Below are 22221 nucleotides of genomic sequence, written 5' to 3'. Positions count from 1 at the left end.
ATTGTTTAATAGAGATCTAATAGCATCAGCAAACCTGGGACCCACGTAGTGAAGATACCGCAAGCGATCGCAAAATAATGAATCTTACGACCAAAGTTTACCTTCACGATCGTATCCAAAAAGCCGCAAAACCATAATGCTCCCCATGTTAACCAAATCAGTGCAAAAAGGGGATCTTGCTCCCATTGCCAAGAGACCCAGGCAAAAGGCAAGGTATTGATGGCTACGAATAGCGCAAAAATTCCATAAATCCGTAGATCCAAACCAAAGAGATAAATAATTCCTACTAGTAAATACGTGAAGGCAAAGAGAAAGCCTGTGCCTGCTTCATAATAAGCACCTTGGAGCATATAGATTAGATTGATAATGAAAGATAACGAACCTGTAAAAAGATTAATTAAAGCAAGTGAACGATAGTCAATGTGAAGTAAACTTCCCCAGCCGTTGATTATCAAAGTAATTCCTACAAAAAATAAGCCGATCCCTAACATAAAATCCTCCTTTACTTAAATTTAGAATAACAAATTCCAAGAAAAAATAATACCTTTATTTATTTTTATGTCAATAAAAAGGAAAATAATTTTCAAATTTACTATTTTTTGCTGTTAAATTTGATAAAATCAATAACAAAGAGCGCTGCTTGCCGATGTTTTTCTCGTTAAGGGGAAAATTCCAGCGTTTAAAAGGAACTTTAACTCGTTGGAAGAATGGGAAAAGAGAGAGGAACAATAGATTTTCAGTGTATTAATTGGACAAAAAGCTGACGAGGCAGTAGCTTATCGGTTTTTACGAATTTGCAGCAGTGAAGACTGTTTTGCGGAAAGGAGGAATTATGCCGAGAAAAGATCGAATCTTACTTTTTATTGACGAATATATGCAAGCTCAAGGTTGCGCACCTACCATACGAGAAATCTGTGCCAATGAAGAGATAAAAACAACTTCTTTGGTTTATCGTCATTTATTGCGTCTTGAAAAAAGAGGCCTGATTTACCGAGCTTATCGCTTTAAGTCACGTTCGGTTCGTTTTACAGACGAAGGGAAGGCCTATGTCAAAGTGTTGCGACAAGCACAAGCCAACGAAGAATAAATAAAACCAAAATAAAAAAGCCTAAGGCTTTTTTATTTTGGTGCACGGTAGCCGGCAGCTTCCGCTTCAGCGATGGTTTTGAACCATTCTTTCGGGTTGGTAGTATCCTCGTAGTATTTAGATCCGGGCAAATGATAGATGCCGCTTCTTGATCCTTTGATCAAACCGTTTCCTTGTTGATCGACATATTCTTTCTGTTTTTCCTCTGTTTCACTGCTTTGAGAAGTGGCTGTTGTCGTGTTGTTTTCACTACTTGTAGCATTCTCCGGCTGCGTCATATCTTCGTTGGAAATCTCGCTGCTACCATCCGCATAGTTGATTGTGACACCATCTTGGATGTTGAAGATATAATAGTTGAATTGGATCGTATCCTCGCCAATAGATTGGGCTTGCATCTGTACCCCACGGGCAACCAGCTCGTCATCGCGATAGATCGGGGTGACGGAATATCGGACATAATGATTTTTATCTTGCTTGAGATAATAGTTGATATCCATTTCTAAGCGCAACATCTCGGGATTGTTCAACTGACTTGTCCCTGTGATCAGATTCTTCCAGTTTGCATTTTCGCCAGCTAAAGCAAAGCCAATCAAGTGGGTTCGATTATATAAATATTTCCCATTAGGGAGCTGTTTATTACGCCAACCTGTCGGTTTTACACTGGAAATATCGCCACGCTTTTCCGTGGGCATCAAGGATTGATTCAACATTGCTTCAGCAGAGGTCGCACGATTGAGGTGATCGAGGTCGCCGTATGCTTCCCAGGCGCCATTTTCAAGGGAAAGATCATCTTCTGAAAACTCAGGAATGTTCTGATTGACTTCAATCGTTTGGGTGCCTTGGTAAGTTAACTGTGCCAGCTCATCTGCACGAATATCCTTAGCAGAAGTGATTGCCACTTCTGATGATGGTGTTTTGTGATTTGGGAATAGATCATTACTGTGTAGGAGACTAAATCCGACTGCTGCGAGTGCGAGAAGCGCAGTGACCGATCCGATAAATGTTTTTTTCTTTGCCATCTTTTTTTGCCTCTCTTTTCATTGATGTATAGTTAGCATAAACGGGGAGTAAAAAAACTGCAACCCATTCATCATACCATTTGCATGGAGCGTTTTACAGAACTTTCAGGTTTCTTTTGCTTTTTGATCTCAAATGTTCTTAACCCACTTTCTTTACCAAGGGAACATGCCTGAATGGTTTTTTTTATTTGCAAGTCAAATTTTTCATGTTTTAAAAAAACTATGTGATATAATGAATAAAGTTGTTGCTATTTCCCTTTGATGCTTGTTTTAATAACAGGCATCTCCAGCTGCGGAACGAAATTTCAGCTGTATAGCACGCAACCTTCAAACGAAAGAAATCTGGACAATTTTCTGAACGATTTCCTTTCTTTCTTTGAGCAAAATTACAGGAGAAGGAGTGTATCCCATGAACCAGCAAGAAACCATCTTACATTATTTAAATCAGAAAGACTCTGAAAAATTAAAAGAACTCGTATCAGGAATGGAAGAGCTGCCGCTGTTACAATTGTTCAGCAATTTATCCGCGGATGAAAAAGTGATCGTTTTCCGACTATTACCAAAAGATAAAGCACTTATCCTGTTTGAAGATTTGACACCAGCTACACAACAACACTTATTACGCTCTTTCACCGATGAACGGGCAACCGAGTTTGTGAACGAAATGGCACCAGATGTCCGAGTAAGACTCTTGGATGAGTTGCCAGCGACCGTAACACAAAAACTTTTACAATCAATGGCACCGGATGAACGTGCTGCAACAAACCTCTTATTAGGGTATGAGGCTGAGACTGCTGGACGTTTGATGACACCGGAATTCATCACATTGAAAAAAAATATGACGGTCAATCAAGCGTTAGAAAAAGTGCGAATGCAAGCCAAAGAAAAAGAAACGATTTATACGCTTTATGTTACTGATCAAACGAAAACATTAGAAGGTGTTTTGTCGCTGAAAGATCTCTTAATGGCGCAAGGGGATCAACTCATCAGTGAAATCATGTCCCAAAAAGTTATTTATGTTACCACGGACACGGACCAGGAAGAAGCGGCACGTTTGCTAAATGAACTAGATATCATTGCGCTACCAGTCGTAGACAAGGAATCGCGAATCGTTGGGATCATCACTGTCGATGACGCCATCGATGTCATCGAGCAAGAAACGACAGAAGACATGTTTAATGCCGCTGGTTTAGTCGATGTTGCTTCTAATGAAGCAGACCGTAGTAACGTTCTGATCAACGGCACCCTTTGGCAAATTTGGAAAGTCCGATTGCCGTTCCTAGTGATCACTTTGGTTGCCGGTCTTTTAGCTGGGGTAGTCATTGATGAATTTGAACAAACATTGGAATCGGTGGCAGCCGTTGCGATTTTTATCCCTTTGATCATGGATATGGGTGGAAACGTTGGTACACAGTCCTCAACTGTTTTTGTTCGCGGGATGTCATTAGGGCATATTGATCTTTCGACCTTCACTCGCCATTTCTTTAAAGAAGTTTGGATCGGCTTAAGTCTAGGTTTGATCGTAGGGGTCATCTCTGGGGCTGCTGCATCACTTTGGCAAGGAATCCCGATGTTAGGTGTGGCTGTTGGTATTTCGTTAGTTTTTGCCATGACCTTAGCCGCAGCACTTGGCTTCTTAGTCCCGTTTGTACTGATTAAACTAAACATCGACCAAGCAGCCGGTTCGGCACCGATCATCACATCGATCAAAGATATCGCCGGCTTGTTTATCTACTTCGTTTCAGTAAATGTTCTTTTGGGTCATTTGCTTTAGCATACTGTCCGTTCCGGTGGTATAATAAAGCGACATCACATGATGAGCACAACATAGAAAGGGGAAATGTCTTATGACAAATCAAATGAAGCAACATCAACTCGGAGGTTTCTCTTTTTAAGTGCGGCCTCCTAACTAACTGGAGGGAAATCATGGAAAAACAAGGAATTGTGGTCTTTCAGGCCAAAGATATTGCAAAAGTCCGCTTGACCACAGGAGAAGAATGTTTAGCAACGGTTTCAGGAAAATTTCGCCAACAGGCACTAGCGCCAAAGGATTATCCGATCGTTGGTGATTTTGTACAAGGACAGGTGTACGATCAAGATCATTTCTTGATTGATGCTTTGCTGCCACGAAAAAGTTTTTTACAACGAAAAGTAGCTGGAAATCGCACGGACGAGCAAGGCATTGCGGCGAACATCGACACAGTTTTTATTGCAACTAGTGCCAATGAAGAATTCAATTTGGCTCGGTTAGAGCGCTTTGTAACGATCGCTTGGGACAGTGGGGCTAATCCGGTGATTCTCTTGACCAAAGCCGATCAAGTTACTGCTGATAAAAAAGCAGAGCTGCTGCAAGCATTAAACGATGCATTTGGTGTGAAAACATTTGCTACGTCCATTTTTGAACCAAACGAATTGCTGATGGAAACGTATTTTTCTGACGGACAGATCAGCGCATTTATCGGTTCATCTGGGGTCGGAAAGTCCAGCTTATTAAATCAGCTTATGGCGCAAGACGTTCAAAAAACCAATGACATACGAGAGGATAGTCGAGGACGACACACGACGACGAGTCGCCAGTTGTTCACTCTGTCCTCTGGCGCAATGATCATTGATACTCCTGGCATGCGGGAAGTTGGCATCAGTACCGTCCGGTCAGCTTCGATCGACCAATCCTTTGAAGCGATCAGCCAGTATGCTGAAGGTTGTTTTTTCAGAGACTGTCGTCATGAAACAGAACCGAAATGCGCGGTCAAAGCGGCCATTGCTGCCGGTGAACTTTCAGAAGAAGCTTTCGCCCGCTATCGTAAAATGGAAAAAGAACTGGCGTATTTGAAGCGAAAAGAACAGATCAAAGAATTGAAAAAGTAAAAGTTAGCACTCCTTTCTTTAAGAGGAGTGCTTTTTTGTACGTGTTAAGAGAGTCTTGTTGAGTAAAGAAGAGGGACGTAGACAATGTCCTTGTGTTTTCACGAAAAGTCGGCCAATTCCACTGGGCACTACATGCTAAATGGTTGAACTAAGCTAAGAACGCCTGTCTGGTTGAAAGCTACCGTCAAGAAAGTCAGTATAAAAAAACACAGTGGGGTGTTTTCCCACTGTGTTTTGAGCAATGATTTGCCCCTGCCAAGGTATTTCAAGTATAAAGCGTTGATTCTTAAATAGCAACTCGAAAAAAATCGCCTCATTCAGCAGAGCGCAGAATTTTCGTCATGGCTTTTCCTTTCGCCAGTTCATCGATCAGTTTATCTAGATAACGAATTTCTTGGACCATTGGCTCTTCGATCTCTTCTACCCGAATGCCGCAAATGACACCAGTGATCTGCTTTCGTGCGGGATTGAGCTGAGGGGCTTGACTAAAAAAACGTTCAAAAGAAAGCTCTTCATTCATCTGTTGCAGCGTTTCTTGGTCATAACCGGTCAGCCAGGTAATAATCTGATCCACTTCTTCTTTTGTTCGATTTTTCCGCTCTGCTTTGGCAATATATAGGGGATAGACTTTCGCGAAACTCATTTGGGTGATCTTTTGATTTTTCATGATATACTCCTTTAGTCTTTACACAAAGTATACTTTATTTTCTTCGTTTTGCCGAGATTTTCGACACTTGTTGTGTGCCAAAAATAGGCGAGGGGACTAAAGAATGATCTTTTCTTCTTGTTCACGAAACCCTAGAACTTTTTGACGTGACTCGCCATCCCAATAGAGTAAGTCCAAATTCTTATGCAGCATTAGCTGTGTATATAATTCTTTCAGCGTCAGAGCGGGTTTTTTTGGTTCAAAAAATAAAATCAATTGGTTATGGCTATCTTGGGCGATCGTCGTAAAAGGAATCAGGTTTTCTTTGTAAGTTAAATAAATTCCTTGGTAATCTGCTGCACTCGACGACGTTGTCAGTGCTGTCAAGAGGTCTCTTGCTCTCATAATGAACCCGCCTTTACTGTTTTTTGTCGATAGGCATCGATATCCAACATGATTTTCGTTTTGCCGTACACCGTATACTTTTGCACCACGAATTGACGGCGCTTATTCCAATAGCCGCCCACGGTTAGAAACATACCGTCATCAACATCCCCTAAAAAATTCAAACTGTGTTTCGCAATCAAACAGTTGGTGGTACCTAGTGTAAAGCGGACCAAAGGGGAGGGGGCAAAGGAGACGATTCTTATTTTTGAGACAGATCCTTTTTGTGTTTCCATCAGGTATTCCTCCTTTAGTAAGTAGTAAAAAGCGGATCATTCGTTGAGATCAAACCATTTTTTCTCTTCATAAAAAGCAACGTGACGAATCTCATCATAATGGATTTTTTCCGTTGTTTCTCCCGTCAAATAAATACCTAATGGGTCATAACCGCTGATTTTCCCGATAATATCTGGAGGATAGCCGCCTTCTTCATTAACTTCTTCTCGTTGGATCGCCACAGTTAGGTTCTTTTTCATGGCTTCAAATAAACACTGATTGATTTCTTCCGTTGTGAGTGACGGCTTAGGTGGACAATCAAACTTACGTGTCGGTTCCTCTTCAATTTCAGTTGTATGCTCAGATAAAAAGAATCCTTGCCACTTTAGCTTTTTTCGATCTTCATATGGTTGTAGCATACCCATAGCAATCACCTCTTATCTATATAATACAAACATACGTTCTCTTTTGTAAAGCGAACAGATTTTTAAATTTCTGATTCTTCTATGAAACATCTAAAAAGGGCATCAAACAAGGGGCTAGTGGTGGGTATCGTTTTTTTGCACTATATCTGTTATAATTTATCCTGAAGCGACGATGAACGATTTGGAAAATAGCTGGCGAAAAAGGAGAATAGTATGTCTGGATTAATCGTGGTCCTGCTTACGATCTACTTTGCAAGTAGGAAAGATAAAGAACAGTGGCTTTTTGATCGCAAACGATTGACTATTCTGGCGCTTATGTTTGTGATCGTCGGCATAAGTTGGGGCTTAAATGACAAAATAATGAAGGATCCTCTGAACCAAAATATTAGAAGTAATTTACTGTTTAATTATTCGTTTCCCTTATTGATATGTATGCTAGGTTTATTTATCAAAGAAATACCACGTTGGGGACGGATCGTGACTTTGTCATTTGGCTTTATGATTTTCGGGTATTTAGCTTTGCACTATTTGATAGGTTTTCACAACCCGTATTGGGAAAATCTACAGCTAAGTCCATTGTATTGGCTGCCAAGTGACTAGCCATACGAAAGTATCGCCAATGGAAACGCAAAAAAGCACTCCCTTTATTGAGTGCTTTTTTGCGGCTAAATAACTGCAGCAAGGTGTTTCTTTTCCCAAAAAAATAGGTTAGACCTAAGTAACGAGGGGATCATATAAGGAGAAGTCATGACTGTTTAAATCAAAACGATTGATTCTTGACTAAACCGTGTCTTTTGATCATTGCCAAAGTAAAATATGCGATGAGCGTTCCTGCAATACCAAAAAGTAAATCGATTCGATCAGGGGTGTTCATAAAGCCAAAGACAGTCTCGCTCAATAGATTGGCAATGAGTAAGAGCAGGGTCAATAGCGTGACGGCTTTAAATGGCGCACCTACGAGAAGCCAAAAGTACCCCAGTAAGCCAATAATCAAACTAATCGAAAAATTGGAGATATGAAGATAAAAGTCAGCATACCTCGAAGTAAAGAAAGAAATGTCCAAGTACTTTGATAAATAGAGGAAAAGGGCTGTGAACACGAAAAGTAAGTAGAGGAGTGACGCCCATAGCTTTGGTAAAAAGGCTAGCTTTAATTGATTATTCGTTTTCATTTTTATTCTCCTTTTTAGGAATTGTCAGCCATACTTATGAAATTTCTTTTATCTGGTATTAATTACACAAATGGAAAAACAAGCTGCAGACTAGGCAAATCAGTAGTCTGCCTAAAATGAGTTGAGGTGATAAAATGACAATAATAAACAATGAGCGATTATGGTTAGGCTTAGGGGTAGAAATTATTTTGCTCATATCATTCAGCATGATTATGTATTTCATCCTGACTAGTGGCAATTTGAAGCAAAGTCCGTTCACCAGTCAACGAAATGGAAAAATAAGCTTCTGGATAGCTGCTGGTTTGATTTTACTTGCCAACGAAATATCCTAAGTTATCTACCTGATTTTAGGGTTCTTTTTTATAGAATCATGTAACGGGTATTTGTTAGCATTTGCAACATCTCCGCAAGTACTTGCTACCAGACAGTTATCAATCTGTTAATCAGCAAATCAAAAAAAGAATCTGAAGAACATGTAAAACAAGAAATTCTTAGTTTTAATTGAATTTTAGGTGCATTAGCGACAATCTACTGATAAAAGTCATTCGGAGGGAGGTAAAATGATACAAAATTGTTTTGAACTATTTAGAATGGCACGAACCCTTTTTTGAATGTAACTTTGTATAATATATATTATGTAAACTAAAATAAAAAATTTTTTGAACACTGTATTTAGCTAGTAATTGTGCGACTCTCCTCTCTCTTATTCATGATTATTTCCTTCACATTAACCTAATTAGCAGCATAATCCAAAAAAACGGTTATTTAAGCGATAGTTTAGGATTTTTGTTTATTTTACGACTGACAAGAAAATCAATTGACAAATTATATCTGTACCTTTGTCTGTATTTGATCTTGTTGATCCTTGAATCTTTGAATTCAAAGATAGTTTGCAGCTGCTGGCCAATCTCAATGAATCACTCAATGCTTAATGAATCGCTGTTCACGATTTTATCAGTAATGATTCGTACATAACCCAGCCAAATTTGTGCTAACTAAATAGCCTAATGGGAATCTTGATCACAGGCAAACCAGCAACGATAAACAAGAAAAGTTGAGTTGCGTTCAGTTTTCACCTAAACGGATCCAATTCCCATAGCGAGTCCTAATCAAGGGATCACAGTCATCTAAGTACAATTTTCTTTTTGTTGCTGCTAATAAAGCAATGACAGCTACGGAAAGTTTCAAACTATGTAATACAGGATCGCCGAAAAGACAATGATCAAAACGACCAAAACAATGATTAGTTGATTTAAACGTCGAATAAGCAGGTTTTTCTTATTTTTTTCAAATTCTTTTCCTTCATTTCGATAATATTCTCTATCTTTTGTTCCCACGAGCGCCAACTCCTTTTCCCTGATTTTATCACTATCCTGAAAACAATGGGTGCAATCAAGGTGTTTTGTACAATAAATGGCAGTATTTTGTTAGAGCTTACCATCGTATACGTATAGAGACTAAATAAGACGACTGACGAGTTCCAAGTGATTCATAACCGCAGCTTTCCGAATAACGCCCATACCTGGAAACGACCTTTGCTGATAGGCAGCAATTAATAGCTGCAGCCCAGCTGTTTGTGTAGGATACTCTTCTTCATGCTGTAACAAAGCTTCCATGACTTCGAAAAACTTTTCTTTCTGATTTGGTAATTCTTCCTCAGAAAATAAGTGAACGATTCGCAAATCTTGCTCAGTTGTCGGATAGATCCAATGCAAAACCAACCGCTTTGAGGGATAACTGTGCTCATAATAAATTTTGCTATCGACAGAAAAATCACTAAACCCAGCATAACCCAATTTTTGATAAAGATGATGGGTTTTTGAAAACCCTTCGTCCGGACATTCTGTATAAAAACTATTTTTAGGTAAACGGGTAAACGGATCTTCCATCAGTAGTTTCGGTCCGTTGATTTTATTTAACAAACGAAACTCTTTGCCTACCAGCACCGGCAGTGTATTTTCCCGCCAATCACTAGCGAGTGCTTGGTCCGCTTGATGAACGATCCAAAGATCAGGCGTTTCTTCCACTGTTTCAATGGGTCGATCTACGATCATTGCTTTAGGGGTAGCAACATTTTGCAACTCTGCTAACCCCTCTGCAGTCAGAAAAGCCCCAGCCTGTGGATTGCGAACAAGATAAAAAGGATGCTGCTTCCTTTGAAACAGGTCAATGGTCGTCCAAAACGTTTTTGATTGCTTGACCGGTTCAATGATCGGCTGGATCGCTTCTGACAAGAGATCTTGTTCCAACAGTGCTTTCAACGCCAATAAATCAAATTGTTTTCCACGAATATACGGGAAGTACATCTTCTTCTCTCCTTCTTACTCGCCTGATAAAAAACGTTTTTCCAGCGCTTCATAGGCTGCTCTCGTAGCGGCCAATTCTTCTTTCAAGGCTTCGATCGCTTGCAGCTGAGTATCTTCAATAAATCGATCATAGTAATTGACTCCACCACCGAACAAGTCATACTCAGGCTGGCGTTTCTTCAGTTCTTGGTACAAACGTTCTGTTGAAAATACCCGCAATCCTCGAGCAGTCTGTTTTGCTTTGCCGACTTCTCTCGCTTGTGCCGAAATCAACCGAAACAATAAGCCATTTTCTGGAACCTGCAGCTCTTGCCGTTGGGGTTTCTTTTCGACACTGAAATACCCTTTGCTGCCCGTTTCTTTTTCAAGAAATGCATGATAGACCAAAACACCAATTGTAGGTGCAATCTGATCTTTGACTTTTTCATACAATGACTTGGGTAAGACAAAATAATTATAATTCCCAATAAAGGATAGTTTTGCTTTTGAGCGAAAATCTGCCAAACTAACTTTGAGTTCGTAGCAACGCCATTCAAATGTATTTTCAGTCGTCAAGCGACAACTCAAAGTATCCACGATGCCGTGATCATCTGGCATGACTACCTCTTCTACCACAATATCACTGTTTTCGCGACAATAATAATAAAGTGCCTCTTCCATTTCTAAAGTTAAGGATGTCTTCACAAATTCACGACCTTTATCTTGTTTCACCTATTATAAAACATATGTTCGCATTTTAAAAGAGGGAAATAAAAGCAACCTATCATCCCCTCACTCATTCGGGCATCCGTTACCGAGAATCTCTTCAACCGTCCTCTTTGTACCGCGGAATCGTAACAAAAAAAGCAGCAAGAGCACACCAAGTTGCGTGATTAATAGACCTTTAAAGGGAAATTCAAAAGTAAAGCCTGCGGGAAGATGAAAGAAATGAAAAATATCCTGCAGTGCTTTTTGACTAAGCCACAAACCGCTGACAAGCCCTATCAAACCAATAACAATGCTTTGAATGCCTACAAAGAAAAGCTCTTCTAAGGTGACCACCAACGGAGACTGTCCTAACAACAACCGAATACTCAGGGATTGCTGCTCCTCCCCCATCAAATGAAAACGATACATGTGATTGCAGTGCCATAAAAAGGTGGCGATCAAGCCTATAGCTAGAATGCTAAGTACGAAGCGCAGCAATTGCAAAAAGAAAAGCCAACTGGCATATGTGAGATCCATCTGATTCTCACTGCTATTTGTTTCATATTGTAGCCATTGATGAAAAAACACTAGCCAATGCTCTGCAAAGATGGCGATGATCAGTAGAAGAATCGCCAATACACCACTCATCAGCAATCTGCGCCTACGAAGAGCCGCGTGCCAGCCGAATTGGCAAGGATAGTAGAAGTACCGCCATTTGTTCATGATATCTCTCCTTTTGGCGTCTATTTTACAGAACTATCCAAATTTAGAAAAATATCATCTTGTTTACATAATATAATTATGATCAAAAAAAGAGTGCGGCATGCAGTCCACACTCTTTTCCCTTTAGCTATCGACGTTTACAGATACCTTGTCAGTAGCTGCAACAAACGCTGCGGAAATTCTGTTAGATTGGAAAGATCAATAAAGCGTTCTTCCCCATAAATCGCTTTGATCACCTCTTTGTCTTGCCCAATAGCAGCTGCAAGAAACAGCACCCCTTGTCGTTCATAGTCAGCGATCACCTGCTGAATATCTTCTTTGGCTTTTCCCCCTGTATAATCAGGAAGAGCTTTTGGCTGGCCATCACTGATATTCAAGAGTAATTTAGTGGTTGCCGGCTGATGAGCGAGCTTTTCAGCTAGCACGCGCAAGACAGCTCCATCACGGTTATTTTGCCGAGGCTTCATTGTCATGAGTTTCTCTGGCACAAATTCAAAGCCTTCATTAAATTCTTTGTATGCAAAAAGCGAGGTTTTTTCACGAGCGGTCACGTCTGCTGTATCGCCATAGATCATCAATGGCAAAGATAAACGTTCGGCAAAAGCATTCACCGCTAAGACCGCCTGTTGCGCATACAATATCCGATCTTCTCGAATCATCGAACCCGATTCATCGATGCGCAAAGCAAGAGCTAAGGAAGGCTGTTCATGAGGTGGATTCTTCTTGTCAAAGGTCCGGAAATCTTGATACGCAACCTTGCTGGCATCAAAGCGTGTGCCGCTGTACTTACCTTTACTGTATGCCGAAGCTTGTTCATTTTCCAATACTTCTTGGGTTTGCTTGATCAATGACTCTACGATCGGCAGCAACGGCTGCAAACGCTGTTGGGCTTCAGTCGCTTTTTCTAAATCGACGGGTGGTCGATGAACGATCAGCCCTTCTTTGGCATGGATTGATTCTTTCAATGCTTGTCGTGCTGTCTTTGATGCCGTGGTTTTCTTTTCTTTCTCCTGGGTTTCATACGCTTCGATCGACAAAGAATGAGCAGCAGGAGCTGCCTCTTGTGCCTCACTCCCAGCTTTTGCTTGGCCATCATGACTATTGCGTTCCAGTTCTTCTGAAAACGTCGCCTCAGTTGCTGCGCTTTTCGCTTCTTGTTTGTCAGAATCACTGGTTTCCATCGTTTCCGCCTCAGTTTCTTGACTGGGCGTCTCAAGGACTTGTTCATTTTTTAGGACGGGCGTACCTTCTTCCACTACATTGCGCTGGTCCGCCTCTTCGCTGCTGATTCGACGCCCTTTGATTTGTTGTTTAAAAGCATTTAGTGGTTGTCCAGAAAACAAAAGTCGCAGTTGCGCCAATAACCCTGAAGCTTCTAGTGCCTGTTGTAACAGAGAAAGCTCATTTGGATCGGTGGTGATTTTGTATAGCACTTTGCTATCAATTGCAGTAAAAGGATCTTGTCCTTGTTTGACTGCATTTAGCCAATAAAAATAGGAACGCATGCCCGCCACCCCTTTGATGGCATTGGCTTTGGCGGTCACGTCTAGCAAGCGTATGATCTCAGCCATTTTCTCCGCAGTCGTTTTGTCTGGATAATTGGTTTTGGCAATGCCTCGCTGCACCATGACTGCCAGCTCAGGTAAATCCATTTTTTCAGCATGCTGCATCCGGTCTCGCAAGGATTCGTTCAAGGGGCGGTTGCCTTGGTAATTCCGATTCGTTGTGATGATCACCACACAGTCAGGGTGTCGTCGGACGAAGCCAGTCGGGATATTCAGCATTCCATTTTGTTCAAGGGCCGAGTTTAGTGCCACTAGTACCGAAGCATCACGAATGACCGTTGGCTCTTGAATCTCAAGCAAGTAGCCTTTTTCCAGCGCCCGTACGATTTCGGAGGGATAAAATTTGTATTGAATCGTAGGTTGTTGATCACTGGTTTCGATTCGTTCGATCAGTTCTGCAAATTTCGCCCGTGCCCGCTCACGAGTCAGGGAAAAATGCCGCTGGATCAACCCCAAAACATCTTCAAAACAATCACTTTGATAAATCGCATCCAGCAAGTCCTTGTCCTCTTCTTGGTCGGTGTTGATCACTGGTAATAAAGCACCAAACACATCTGACTTATCCATATCCGCAAAGCAGGTGATTTTGGTGTAGGGCAGTTGCAGGTCGGCAGAAAGTGCCTTTGCCAACTGGGTCTTGCCGGAACCAGCATCGCCTTCCAACAACACATTGAAGATCTTCATTTCTGGATCCGTCCAGTTCAACGCGATCTCTGAAGCGATTCGCAGTTCTTCGGCACTGGTCTGATGACTTTGTGGTTTCTTCCAAATCATTGTTTGTTCTAATTTGCTAAAAGCGCGTCCTTTCGTTACGACAAAAGACGGTTGAATTTGTGTCATGGTAATCTGCTCCTTTTCTTAATAACCTAGCTCATCCAAAAGCCGTTTTAGGATTTTGAAGCGTTCACCATAAAGTTCGCCATCTTTTTGCAAGGAATCATAAAAAAGTAGAATGTCTTCATCGATCTTAGGATTTTCGGTGTCTACTTCAACGGTCATACGATTTCCTTGTAAGCCAATGATCTCGATCAACGGATTTTCAGGATCGTAAAACTTTTCATGGCGATAAGCCTCTTGAAAATACAAACTGGATTGCGCCACTAAGATTGCTAGATCTAAGATTCTAGTGAGCGGTAGTTCTTCTGACTGACGAGACCATTTTTCACCTGTGTGGCGCCAAACCTTGCCTGAGATATCGACTTTTCCTCGGTCGTTCCATTGTGCCAATCCGAGGGAAAGGCCTTTTGCATCCGTATGTAACGCATTTTTTCCGTCAACAGTATCATAGTCTTCCACTTTAATGACGGGCTTATGTTTCAAGTTTTCTGGTATTTTCATTGTTCTCACTCCTTGTTTAGTAAATTACTAATTTACTAGATAGAGTAAGTATAATGAGGAAGCTAGTTTGGGACAAGCAAAAGGTCTTTTCTAGTAGCTAGGGACAGATGTCTATAGAAAAAGCACTTGATAAGAAGTATCTAAAAACAAACGCTCTTAAAAAGTGCTTTTTTAAGACGCATTACTTCACTAGCTCAATTGATTGAAAAAAAGGCGCAATTCTTGCTTTCTCTGACTTGCAAGTTGGGCTTTGGGAATGCCTTGGATCGCCCCTTCAATACCATAGAGCATATGGAGGCAAGCGCCCGCATCACATTGTTGGCGGATCGTCACAAAAATGGCTTCGGCCGTTTTTGTGCGCAATTGTTCAGGGGTACTGATGCCGATACGAACCAGGTGATCCGCTAAAACTTGGCCTACATTTGGTAACTTTTGCAGTTCATTCATAGGTTTCTCCTTTTTGATTGTTGTCATCCTGCCCGTCTTCCTCTTGACGAATCAACGCATAGAGTTTCATATCGAACATCTGCTGGTTTTTCTCCGCATGCTTTCGCAAAACGCCTTCTAATGTAAAACCTGCCTTTTCCAACACACGACAAGAGGAATGATTCTTCGCAAAAGATTCAGCAGAAATACGAACGATAGTTGAAGTAGTAAATATATAGTCACATAGTTGTTGAACGGCTTGTGTCATCAAACCTTTTCCCCAGTACTCTTGTGCAATAGAGTAGCCAATCTCAGCCGTTCTATAATGGATATTTTCTTTGCGAACAGCACGGATACTGCCGACTGCTCGGTCATCCACAGTGATTGCAAAGGCAAATTCTGCTTCTTCCACAGATCGAATATAGGCTTGTGCATCTGCGACCGTATACGGGAATGGCAACCCCTCCCGTAAATAATCGTGGATGGATTGATTATTTAACGCATGGGCTAAATCTTGCGCATCGCTCATTTGCCACCTTCTTAAGGAACACTTCATAGCAATTCCTCCTTTGCAAGTCCTTCATTTTGATCCTATTGTACGAGTTTGTGTGATTTTTTACAAGCGAATCTCAAAAAAGCAGAAAAAAGAACCAGCTAGACGAACGTCTAACTGATTCTTACATGCATTGTCTTGAGGAGTTAATGGCGTGAATAAACATAGAAAAAATAAAAATTATTGCGCTGAAATAGCGATGCCAATGGCTTTTTCCCCTAAATGCGTGCCGATAACTGGTCCGAAGTGACCAATCTCAATTTCTGCATTTGGGTATTTCGCTTGTAGCTTCGCTTTTTCTTCTTTCGCTACTTCTAAATTATTGGCGTGGATTACATAAAATTTAACAGGCAATGCGATTTCTTGCTCCCGTTGACCAATGATATCTTCCGCGCGATTGAATGCTTTTTTGCTGGAACGAATGCGCTCGTAAAGCACAATTTTTCCTTGATCAAAGGTCAAAATCGGTTTGATTTTTAATAATCCGCCAATCAAGGCTGCTCCATTGGTTAAGCGACCGCCGCGAACCAAGTTATTCAAGTCGTCAACGATCAAATAGGCATAGGTATTGTCTCTGATAGTGTCCAGATGGGAAATGATCTCTTCTACGGTTTTGCCTTGACTTGACAGATCAAGAGCGGTTTCTACCATGTGCCCCATCGGCATACTTGTGATTTTCGAATCGTAAGGAATGATTTGAACGCCTTCGATTTCATCGGTAATTCCATAAAGCGTTCCGATAAATCCAGAGATACCGCTTGATAAGTGGATACTAATGATCGTGTCGTAACCGCGATCTTTCAATGACTCATATAAGGCTAACACTTCTCCTAATACCGGTTGAGAAGTGGTTGGGAATTCTTTGCTGTTTTTCAACAAAGCGTAATACTCATCAGCTTCAATGTCGATGCCCTCATTGTAGACTTTTCCATCTAAAATAACAGGGATCGGTATGATAAACAAATCTTCATGGTTTTTGATCCGTTCCGGCAGATAAGCTGTACTGTCAGTAACAACGGCTAATTTCATTCTTTTTCCTCGTTTCAACAAATTTCAAACGTCATTAATAATATAGCATAAATTTACTTACTTTCAAATGGTTTTCAGAACTTTTCATTCTGCTTACTCATTAAGAAAATTCCTGATCGCTTGTTGATTGGTTTCAAGATTGACGACTAACACACTTCCGGCACTCGCACTTGAACCGTATTGCCAAGAGTCAGCGACTGGGACAGTCAAGCTGTCGACTCCTCCCGCCCCTCGAGCAATCGAGAAGGTATTTTTTAACAGGAAAGACATTGGCAGGTTGGTGGAAGCATAGCCTAAGACTTTTCCAGCTGCATAAGGCAATTTTAAAATAGCTAAAGGATTTTTCATTTCGCTAAAGATCGCATCCATTACTTGCTGCTGTCGTCTTACACGACCGAAGTCACCTTCTTCGTCCATCCGAAAGCGTGCGTATTGCAACAGCTCAAGCCCATTCATTTGTTGTTGCCCTTGCTTGATGGCAACTTCAAGATTTTTACTCATATCTTTTTCCGCGTTGATAGCAACGCCTGAGGGAAACAATGTGTCGATCACTTTTTCAAAGGAACGAAAGTCAACTTTTGCATAATAGTTGGTTTCTAGCCCGAAGTTCTCCGCTAACGTTTGTCTAACCAAATCAGCACCACCAAAGGCATAAGCCGCATTGATCTTGTTTTCGCCATAACCGGGAATCGTAACTAAAGTATCCCGCATAAAGGAAAGTAGCTTCGGTTGCTTACTGGGACCATCTAATTGCAAAACCATAATAGTGTCTGCTCGTCCAGCTTCTCCTTCACGACTATCACTACCAATGAGCAATATATTCCGAGCACCATTTGCAGCGGCCGTACCATTAAAGGTCTCTTCATCAGTCGTAGAAAAAGCAGCGTCACTTCTTGCGACTTGCTGACCGACAAGAAACGCAATCAATGAATAGGCAAAAAGCACCAATAGTACCCGAACCACAATACGCAGAACTGGGTGCTTCCGCTTTTTCTTTTGTTTGGGTTGCTTGGTCTTCTTAAGCTTTGGCGGTTTTTGTTTGCATTGTTCCTGGCTTTGATGCATCGCAGGCTTCTGAGCAGATAGCGGAGGGATCGCGCTTTTTCGTCCCTCAGATTTTATTGCTCCTACTTGTGACTGTTCTCGAGAACTTTGAGCCGCACGTGAGTCGCTTGCCCTAGGATGCTCGGTGTTTTGATAAGGAATGTCTCCTACTCGCTCATCAGCAGAAAAAGTAGAATCACTCGGTCTGACGCGCTGGTTTCTTCTTTTGGCTTCTCGACGGGCAAAGATACTTTCTTTGGCTGCCTGACTGGATTCCTTTTCTAGCCGTTCATGCAGTTTTTTATTTTTTTCCATCCTGCTCATTGCTTCTGATCCTCCAACTAAAAAATAGCTCTCTGTCTATAAGGATACCCTAGACCTTATAGAAAGAAAGCTATTTTCTGAAATTTTAACCTTTTTCTAGGAAATTTCTTCATATTTTACCTTAGATGCTTTGATGCGCCTTGTCGTATGCTCACAAATCCTGCTTGCTCATAAAATGATTTCACTTGGTTTGCCGACCAAAAGTTTAGTGAGAGATCATCGAAGCCTTTTTCCAGCGCAACATTTTCAGCAAATGCCAACAATTGTTTTCCAATATGCATCCCTTGGTACCGAGGGTCAACAGCGATCGCTGCAATTTCCAGCCACTTTCGTTCATGCATCATCGCATTTTGTGGCAAACAGACCTCTTGAAGATGCACAAAGCCACAAGGCTGGTCCGCCAACCAAGCGATAAAAAAGTGGTGGCTTGGCTCTTGCAGCTGCTGTGTGATTGCTTGTTCAAATCTTGACTGATCAAAGGGCTTAAAAATCGTTGGGTACCATTGATGGTGCTGTGTTTGGATCTCTTTATGAAACGTTGCTAATAGGGTTTCATCTTGGCTAAATTTTATTTTGACTTGAGTCATTTTTTGTCACTTCCTCAACAACATTTACGGAATACACGCCGAGAAGATGGACTTGACCACCCAACAACTGAATCTCTTCAAAGGCATTTACAATCAGTTGCCACGGCTTGTCCATCACCAGATCGATCACGAAAAAGTATTCCCCTAAGGTGGTTTTTGAAGGCCGCGATTCAATTTTGCTTAAATCAATTTCTCGCCAGCCAAAGGTTGCTAAGATTTTGTGCAAGATTCCCGGTCGGTTTGCTGGCAGCGTCACAAAAATCGTTGCTTTCTCAGCAGTCTGCTCTGGTAACTGGGTGTTTGCTACTTTCTTCGTCAAAACCCAAAAACGGGTTTGATTAAAGGCAACATCTTGAATATTGGTTTCTTTGATCGTTAATTGATAGGCCAATGCCGCTTCTTTGGAAGCAATCGCCGCAACTGCTTCTTCTGGATGTTTTGCTACGTAGGCTGCTGCAGTCGTTGTGGAAGCAACCGCCTCAACAGTAGCTCCAGCAAATCGGGCTTCGATGAAGTCGGCACATTGCGCTAAGGCTTGCGGATGAGAAATTATCTTAGTGATGGGACGGTTGTCTTTTGCTGATTGCTGAGAAACTAACAATTGATGATTGATCGGTAAAATAACTTCCTGTTCGATGCTCAACTGATTTTGACGAAAGAGCGTATCAATCGTGGCATGAACAGACCCTTCTAATGAGTTCTCGTTCGGAACGACCGCGCGATCGATCACGCCGTTAGCTAGCGCTTGAATACAAAGCGGAATCGATCCATAGGGGATACAGGTATTTTCCGGATAAGCCTCTTGCGCAGCTAAATGCGTAAAGGAACTTTTCGGTCCTAAATAACCAATCTTCATTTTATGCACCCGCTTTGATCAAAATTTCCTGTACGATTTCTTCTGGTGCTTTATTCGTCGTTTCAACGATCAATGAAGCAGTTTCTTCATAAAGAGGGATCCGAGGACGGTAAACAGTCAATATTTCTTCTGGTGATTTTGAGACGACTAAGGGACGAATGCTGCCATTATCCGCCTTTAAGCGATGAATCAGCTCCTCGGGATCTGTTTTTAAATACACGACGAGCGGCATCTCTTTTAAAAGTTGACGATTTTCTTCTTTTAATACGATGCCCCCACCAGTGGAAATAATTTGTTCCTTTGCCAAAGTTTTAGCTAAAATATCCGTTTCGATTTTGCGAAAGGCTTCCTCACCGTGTTGGTCGAAAAATTCTTGAATGGTCATGCCGATCTCAGCAACGATCAAGTCATCAAAATCCACATGAGACTGTTTCGTTTCTTCAGCCAAAAGACGACCAATCGTGGTTTTTCCAGCACCCATAAATCCAATTAATATCACTTTTTTCACTCGCTGTTTCCTCCTTTAGCCAAACGTGCGACATCCTGAAAAAAATCAGGATAAGAAACTGCTACGGCTTCGGCTTTTTCTAATTCTACCTCTTCATCTGTCAATAAGGCGGCAATTTGCAGCATCATGCCGATGCGATGGTCCCCCCGACTTGACACACGTCCGCCATGCAAAGGGGTTGGACCGTTGATGATCAACCCGTCCTCGGTGGGAGTGATGTCCGCCCCAAGTTTTGTCAACTCTTCGGCAGTTGCATCGATTCGGTTGGTTTCTTTTACTTTCAGTTCTTCCGCATCTTTGATCACCGTTTTGCCATGAGCCTGCGTGGCTAACAAAGCAATGATCGGCAATTCGTCGATCAAGCGTGGGATAATATCGCCAGCGATGGTTACTGCCTGCAAGGTAGAACTTCGAACGGTAAGGTCAGCTGATTGATTCTGATCGTCTTGATTAGAAAAAGCAATTGAAGCACCCAGCTCCTCAAGCACGTCAAGAATTCCTGTACGAGTGGGGTTGATCCCGACATTTTTTAAAACGATCTCACTTTCTGGCATAATCGCGCCGGCTGTTAGGAAAAAAGCAGCGGAGGAAATATCACCAGGAACAATTACTTCTTGTCCTTGGAGTGTTTGAGGTCCCGTCACAGTGATCGTTTTGCCTTGTGTTGTGATGACGCCACCGAATTGACGGATCATTTCTTCAGTATGGTTACGGCTCGCCTCTTTTTCAATAATCGTCGAGGTACCTTGTGCTTGCAATGCCGCAAAAATCAGCGCCGATTTTACTTGGGCACTTGCTACGGGCATCTGATAATTGATGGGCTGTAAAGAAGCAGTACCATTAACGGTGATCGGTGGGAACTCCGTCTGCTCATGCCCTCTCACATTGGCACCCATTTCTCTTAATGGCAGCATCACTCGGTTCATCGGACGTTTATTCAAAGAGTTATCGCCGAATAAGGTGGTTGTAAATGGCTGTCCAGCCAAAATCCCCATCATTAAGCGAATTGTTGTACCAGAATTGCCGATATCAATTGGGTCTTGGGCAGGCTTAAGGCCATTAAAGCCCTGTCCTTCAATCGTGATCGACTGACCGTCATCATGGATTGGAACGCCTAATGATTGAAATGCATGAAGGGTGCTATAGCAGTCTTCTCCACGCAAGAAATTACGGACAATCGTTGTCCCTTCGGCTAACGCCCCGAACATGATACTACGATGCGAGATTGATTTGTCAGCAGGGACTGCTATCGTCCCTTTTAGATGTGTTGCTTTTTTTAGTTTCATAACGGCCTCCTATTTTTTTCGACATGAATAGGTCGTCTTTTTTTGAATCAGCTGCTCTGCTTGCAGCAAATCATTTTGCGTTTTGAATGAAATCTGTAAAACACCAATAATATCTTCTCGAGTTTCAAGAATTTTCAAGTTGATCAAAGAGAGCTGATGTTCGCTCAATAGCCCCGTCACTTCAGCGACAACGCCGGGATGATCCGGTACATCGATGAATAGATCATAGAATGCTGGGATCGCCCCATTTTGATGAACCGGCAATTGATCCCGTGTTTCCTTCGCGGATTCAAAAAACCGAAAGATCGCCCGTTCGTCTTTTTTCTGCAACCAGTGAGCCATGGTCGTCATTTGTTTTTGCCACTCATCGATCAGCTGCAGCAGCTCCTGTCGATTACTCAATAAGATATCGGTCCACATACGAGGATCTGAAGAAGCAATGCGAGTGATATCGCGAAAACCGCCTGCTGCAAGTTGCTGTGCTCTAGGGTGTTCGTGGTTGAAGGCATCTGCCTGATTGACTAATCCCGAAGCAATAATATGAGGCAGATGGCTCAACATCCCTGTGATTTGATCATGCTCTTGGGGAGCAAGTGCCACATATTTGGCTCTAGTGCCGCGAAAAAGCTCTTGTAGTTCTTCCACCCGCTGACTTTTCGTCGGTGTGAAGATATAGTAAGCATTCTCGAAAAGGTTCTCATCGGCTGCTGTGATCCCTGATTTATGAGAGCCAGCCATCGGATGGCCCCCAATAAAATCAAAGGAAAAGGACTCGGCAAATTGCGTGATTTCCGCTTTGGTACTGCCGGTGTCTGTTACCAGGACCGAAGGCTTTAATGAAAGTGCCCCCAGTTCGGCAAGATAGTTTTTGGTGATCTCTACCGGCAATGCCAACAAAATCACGTCGGCACGGACAGCACCTTCAGAAAATGAAGGGGGCACTTCGTCTACTAAATTTGTTGCTAATGCGATCTCATTAGTTTCCTGACAATCCCACCCCATCAAATGCACTTGCGGATGTGCCTTTTTGATACATGTTGCTAAGGAAGCGCCGATCAATCCTAGACCGGCGACGAAGATATTTTGGCTCATGAAAAGAATCCTCATTTCTAC

26 protein-coding genes are annotated in these 22221 nt (G+C 42.0%); 4 read left to right on the top strand and 22 right to left on the bottom strand.

Annotation, left to right across the window (positions count from 1 at the left end; all coding sequences use genetic code 11):
• Positions 1 to 5: 5 nt before the first annotated feature.
• On the bottom strand, positions 6 to 491 hold the full coding sequence (locus A5882_RS13765) for an AmiS/UreI family transporter (protein ID WP_005235922.1): 486 nt from the start codon (positions 489 to 491) through the stop codon (positions 6 to 8).
• Positions 492 to 832: 341 nt separating this feature from the next.
• On the opposite strand from A5882_RS13765, the gene A5882_RS13760 reads away from it, so the two are divergent.
• On the top strand, positions 833 to 1087 hold the full coding sequence (locus A5882_RS13760) for a LexA family transcriptional regulator (RefSeq protein WP_016620130.1): 255 nt from the start codon (positions 833 to 835) through the stop codon (positions 1085 to 1087).
• Between the two features lie 32 nt (positions 1088 to 1119).
• Here A5882_RS13760 and A5882_RS13755 read toward each other — a convergent pair whose 3' ends face one another.
• Entirely contained in the window at positions 1120 to 2106 is a 987-nt protein-coding gene (locus A5882_RS13755) for a DNA/RNA non-specific endonuclease (protein ID WP_016611790.1), read from the bottom strand.
• A 409-nt stretch (positions 2107 to 2515) separates the two neighbouring features.
• Here A5882_RS13755 and mgtE point away from each other — a divergent pair, with 409 nt between their 5' ends.
• Both mgtE and rsgA read left to right on the top strand, forming a co-directional pair.
• Positions 2516 to 3880, top strand: a complete 1365-nt coding sequence (gene mgtE / locus A5882_RS13750) for a magnesium transporter (RefSeq protein WP_016611788.1) — start codon at positions 2516 to 2518, stop codon at positions 3878 to 3880.
• Between the two features lie 152 nt (positions 3881 to 4032).
• Entirely contained in the window at positions 4033 to 4974 is a 942-nt protein-coding gene (gene rsgA / locus A5882_RS13745) for a ribosome small subunit-dependent GTPase A (RefSeq protein ID WP_016611787.1), read from the top strand.
• A 313-nt stretch (positions 4975 to 5287) separates the two neighbouring features.
• On the opposite strand, the gene A5882_RS13740 is transcribed toward rsgA, so the two are convergent.
• The 4 genes from A5882_RS13740 to A5882_RS13725 all read right to left on the bottom strand — a co-directional run bounded on the left by A5882_RS13740 (position 5288) and on the right by A5882_RS13725 (position 6705).
• Positions 5288 to 5641 carry a DUF2200 domain-containing protein gene (locus tag A5882_RS13740; RefSeq protein WP_005235929.1) on the bottom strand — a complete coding sequence of 118 codons (354 nt, stop codon included), beginning with the start codon at positions 5639 to 5641 and terminating at the stop codon, positions 5288 to 5290.
• A gap of 96 nt (positions 5642 to 5737) precedes the next feature.
• Positions 5738 to 6025, bottom strand: a complete 288-nt coding sequence (locus A5882_RS13735) for a hypothetical protein (protein ID WP_005226077.1) — start codon at positions 6023 to 6025, stop codon at positions 5738 to 5740.
• Positions 6022 to 6300, bottom strand: coding sequence for a hypothetical protein (locus tag A5882_RS13730; RefSeq protein ID WP_016611786.1), 279 nt, complete (start codon positions 6298 to 6300; stop codon positions 6022 to 6024). Before A5882_RS13730 ends, A5882_RS13735 begins: the two co-directional genes overlap by 4 nt.
• Before the next feature lie 36 nt (positions 6301 to 6336).
• Entirely contained in the window at positions 6337 to 6705 is a 369-nt protein-coding gene (locus A5882_RS13725; protein WP_016611785.1) for a hypothetical protein, read from the bottom strand.
• A 213-nt stretch (positions 6706 to 6918) separates the two neighbouring features.
• On the opposite strand from A5882_RS13725, the gene A5882_RS13720 reads away from it, so the two are divergent.
• Entirely contained in the window at positions 6919 to 7305 is a 387-nt protein-coding gene (locus tag A5882_RS13720; RefSeq protein WP_016620132.1) for a hypothetical protein, read from the top strand.
• Positions 7306 to 7465: 160 nt separating this feature from the next.
• Here the strand turns inward: A5882_RS13720 and A5882_RS13715 are convergent, their stop codons facing one another.
• The 16 genes from A5882_RS13715 to A5882_RS13640 all read right to left on the bottom strand — a co-directional run bounded on the left by A5882_RS13715 (position 7466) and on the right by A5882_RS13640 (position 22200).
• On the bottom strand, positions 7466 to 7876 hold the full coding sequence (locus A5882_RS13715; protein ID WP_016620133.1) for a hypothetical protein: 411 nt from the start codon (positions 7874 to 7876) through the stop codon (positions 7466 to 7468).
• A gap of 1184 nt (positions 7877 to 9060) precedes the next feature.
• Complete coding sequence (locus tag A5882_RS19860) at positions 9061 to 9213, bottom strand: hypothetical protein (RefSeq protein ID WP_008379912.1); 153 nt, start codon at positions 9211 to 9213, stop codon at positions 9061 to 9063.
• 120 nt (positions 9214 to 9333) lie between these two features.
• On the bottom strand, positions 9334 to 10182 hold the full coding sequence (locus A5882_RS13705; RefSeq protein WP_086372978.1) for a sce7725 family protein: 849 nt from the start codon (positions 10180 to 10182) through the stop codon (positions 9334 to 9336).
• Between the two features lie 15 nt (positions 10183 to 10197).
• Complete coding sequence (locus A5882_RS13700) at positions 10198 to 10866, bottom strand: hypothetical protein (RefSeq protein WP_008379910.1); 669 nt, start codon at positions 10864 to 10866, stop codon at positions 10198 to 10200.
• An 87-nt stretch (positions 10867 to 10953) separates the two neighbouring features.
• Positions 10954 to 11592: a hypothetical protein gene (locus A5882_RS13695; protein ID WP_042890746.1), complete on the bottom strand. Its 639-nt coding sequence runs from the start codon at positions 11590 to 11592 to the stop codon at positions 10954 to 10956.
• A gap of 137 nt (positions 11593 to 11729) precedes the next feature.
• A complete protein-coding gene (locus tag A5882_RS13690; RefSeq protein WP_086372977.1) occupies positions 11730 to 13997 on the bottom strand; it encodes an AAA family ATPase in 2268 nt (755 codons plus the stop codon).
• 18 nt (positions 13998 to 14015) lie between these two features.
• The gene (locus A5882_RS13685; RefSeq protein WP_005235941.1) at positions 14016 to 14495 is read right to left on the bottom strand and encodes a DUF6530 family protein; all 480 of its coding nucleotides are present in this window, start codon (positions 14493 to 14495) and stop codon (positions 14016 to 14018) included.
• Between the two features lie 189 nt (positions 14496 to 14684).
• Positions 14685 to 14942, bottom strand: a complete 258-nt coding sequence (locus A5882_RS13680; protein ID WP_005235943.1) for a TfoX/Sxy family DNA transformation protein — start codon at positions 14940 to 14942, stop codon at positions 14685 to 14687.
• Positions 14935 to 15477, bottom strand: coding sequence for a GNAT family N-acetyltransferase (locus A5882_RS13675; RefSeq protein WP_061054174.1), 543 nt, complete (start codon positions 15475 to 15477; stop codon positions 14935 to 14937). The genes A5882_RS13680 and A5882_RS13675 overlap by 8 nt, the downstream gene beginning before the upstream one ends.
• Positions 15478 to 15654: 177 nt before the next feature.
• Positions 15655 to 16503 (bottom strand): DegV family protein, encoded by an 849-nt coding sequence (locus A5882_RS13670; protein WP_005235946.1) that lies wholly within the window; start codon positions 16501 to 16503, stop codon positions 15655 to 15657.
• 93 nt (positions 16504 to 16596) lie between these two features.
• Positions 16597 to 17871 (bottom strand): LCP family protein, encoded by a 1275-nt coding sequence (locus A5882_RS13665; RefSeq protein WP_005235948.1) that lies wholly within the window; start codon positions 17869 to 17871, stop codon positions 16597 to 16599.
• A 116-nt stretch (positions 17872 to 17987) separates the two neighbouring features.
• On the bottom strand, positions 17988 to 18458 hold the full coding sequence (locus A5882_RS13660) for a GNAT family N-acetyltransferase (RefSeq protein WP_005235950.1): 471 nt from the start codon (positions 18456 to 18458) through the stop codon (positions 17988 to 17990).
• Positions 18433 to 19314: a prephenate dehydratase gene (gene pheA, locus A5882_RS13655; RefSeq protein WP_016620141.1), complete on the bottom strand. Its 882-nt coding sequence runs from the start codon at positions 19312 to 19314 to the stop codon at positions 18433 to 18435. Before pheA ends, A5882_RS13660 begins: the two co-directional genes overlap by 26 nt.
• 1 nt (position 19315) lies before the next feature.
• Positions 19316 to 19822, bottom strand: a complete 507-nt coding sequence (locus tag A5882_RS13650; protein WP_016620142.1) for a shikimate kinase — start codon at positions 19820 to 19822, stop codon at positions 19316 to 19318.
• Positions 19819 to 21108, bottom strand: a complete 1290-nt coding sequence (gene aroA / locus A5882_RS13645; RefSeq protein WP_086372976.1) for a 3-phosphoshikimate 1-carboxyvinyltransferase — start codon at positions 21106 to 21108, stop codon at positions 19819 to 19821. Before aroA ends, A5882_RS13650 begins: the two co-directional genes overlap by 4 nt.
• A gap of 9 nt (positions 21109 to 21117) precedes the next feature.
• Positions 21118 to 22200, bottom strand: a complete 1083-nt coding sequence (locus tag A5882_RS13640) for a prephenate dehydrogenase (protein ID WP_008379898.1) — start codon at positions 22198 to 22200, stop codon at positions 21118 to 21120.
• Positions 22201 to 22221: the final 21 nt, after the last annotated feature.

It is taken from the genome of Enterococcus sp. 4E1_DIV0656 (genome assembly GCF_002140695.1).
GTDB lineage: Bacteria > Bacillota > Bacilli > Lactobacillales > Enterococcaceae > Enterococcus_D > Enterococcus_D entomosocium.
This window is presented reverse-complemented; position numbering and strand designations above follow the sequence as displayed.